Annotated in this window: 2 protein-coding genes; one reads left to right on the forward strand and one right to left on the reverse strand. The window is 35.8% G+C overall.

Going from position 1 to position 2,015, the window contains the following annotated elements; all coding sequences use genetic code 11:
* Positions 1 to 75: 75 nt before the first annotated feature.
* Positions 76 to 1,092 carry a UDP-N-acetylmuramate dehydrogenase gene (gene murB, locus DBR11_RS18940; protein ID WP_108554199.1) on the reverse strand — a complete coding sequence of 339 codons (1,017 nt, stop codon included), beginning with the start codon at positions 1,090 to 1,092 and terminating at the stop codon, positions 76 to 78.
* A gap of 152 nt (positions 1,093 to 1,244) precedes the next feature.
* On the opposite strand from murB, the gene DBR11_RS18945 reads away from it, so the two are divergent.
* A complete protein-coding gene (locus DBR11_RS18945) occupies positions 1,245 to 1,853 on the forward strand; it encodes a TetR/AcrR family transcriptional regulator (RefSeq protein WP_108554200.1) in 609 nt (202 codons plus the stop codon).
* The last annotated feature ends 162 nt before the right edge of the window (positions 1,854 to 2,015 follow it).

The raw sequence follows: 2,015 nt of genomic DNA on the forward strand, positions 1-2,015 counted from the left end.
CAACATATGTACCAAAAAAAGAACTTGCTACTATAATAACTTTTTACCCGCCTCTAAAGCGTAAACAACGCAATGTCACAGAATATTTACTTCCCTTTCCAATTTTACGCCAAATTTTTGGCACACTTCATTAATAATCTGTTCCGAAAAACTATACACTTCTTGTCCTGTAGCATGACCATGATTTACCAGTACAAGTGCCTGGTTTTTCCATGTACCTGTCTCTCCTACCACTTTTCCCTTAAAACCACATTGCTCAATCATCCATCCGGCCGCCAGCTTAACCTGCCCCTCCCCAAAAGGAAAGCTTACTATATCCGGATAAGATTGTTTCACCTCTTCATATTGCCTGGTTGATATTACCGGATTTTTAAAAAAACTTCCAGCATTACCAATCGTTGAAGGATCAGGCAGTTTACTCACCCTGATATCAGAGACCACCGCAGAAATATCACTTATTGTTGGCTTGGATATATTCCTGGAAGAAAGTTCAGCCTGAATAGCACCATATGTTGTTTTAAGATCAGCTGAGGCAGAAAGATTAAAACGAACTGATGAAATAATGTATTTGCCTCTCAGCTCATTCTTAAAGATACTATCCCGATATCCGAATTCACATTCATTATAACTAAAAATCCTCTTAGCTCCTGTTGCAATCTCAAATGCTGTGCAACTGTGAAAGACATCTTTTAACTCAACCCCATACGCACCTATATTCTGAATTGGAGAGGCACCAACCGTACCCGGAATTAAACTCAGGTTCTCCACTCCTGCCAAACCATTGCTCACACAATATTGAACCAGGTTATTCCAAACCACTCCCGCACCCGCAGTAACCAGAACCCTATCCTTTTCCTTTTGGCTGCTGATTCCCGGAATACTGATCTTAATCACAAGTCCTGAAAAATCTTTAGTTAATAAAATATTACTTCCTCCGCCCAAAACAAGCAGATCATTCTCTTTAATAATATTCAAAGACAAGAGCTGAACAAGTTCATCTTCACTAAAAATTTCCACGAAATATCTTGCAACCGCAGCTATAGCAAAAGTATTAAAAGGCTTTAAAGAAACGTTTTCCTGAATAAAAGACATGCTAAGATTTTTTTTTAAACACTGCAAATGTAATCGTTAACATGTGTAATAAATATGTTAAAGTTAATATTTAAAAAAAATGCATAATTTAACGTCCCAAATATTTTATAAGGTTTATATCAGCATTCAGGCAAGGCAGGATTCAGTTCAACATGGAAAATCAGGATAAGAAAAGAATTTTAATTATAAATGCAGCGTTGAAAAGATTTGCTCATTATGGATTGGCAAAAACCACAATGACAGAAATTGCGAAGGACATCTCTTTTTCAAAAGCGCTGCTTTATTATTATTTTCCAGACAAACTGAGTCTCTACGTCAGTGTAATTGAACACTTAATGCACTCCATCAGCAAAGATCTGCTGAAGTCTGTAGAAAAAACAGCCACAAGTACCGAAGGTATTATGATGCTCCTGCAGAAAAGACAAGGTTATATCCAGAAATATTATAATTTAATGGAATTTTCCAAAATGATTGGTCCGGAATTACCGGCAGATTTGTTTGAAAAATTTAACAAGGCAAAGGATTTTGAATTAAAGATCATTACTGCTCTACTGAACCGCGGAAGTGCCGCCGGAGAATTCATTATCGATGATGCAGCTTACATTACAGAAATTTTTGTTGAGGCATTAGCCGGGATCCACTTCAATATTCTAAACAAAGACAGAAAGATCTTCCCAAGCAAAGAGCAGTTCAAACAAATCTTTGTAAAAGAAAAAAGATTCGCAGATATCTTTCTATCTGGATTAAAACGAAATATTTAGTCACAAAAAAGTCATTTCTCCTAATTTTTTAACTTAAGTTTTAATATACCATTATTCGGCTGTACTTTTGACCTTATTAATAAAAAAGTCAGAAAGTAAAAGAGTAGAATGTTAGAGACAGACAAAAAACGAGAGTTAATTATAGAAGGAGCAATTAAACGC

The organism is Pedobacter sp. HMWF019, from assembly GCF_003061025.1.
In the GTDB taxonomy this organism is placed as follows: domain Bacteria; phylum Bacteroidota; class Bacteroidia; order Sphingobacteriales; family Sphingobacteriaceae; genus Pedobacter.

Coding starts and splice junctions, on each gene's coding strand:
- DBR11_RS18945 (WP_108554200.1), top strand. CDS start 1,245: ATGGAAAATCAGGATAAGAAAAGAATTTTAATTATAAATGCAGCGTTG.
- murB (WP_108554199.1), bottom strand. CDS start 1,092: ATGTCTTTTATTCAGGAAAACGTTTCTTTAAAGCCTTTTAATACTTTT.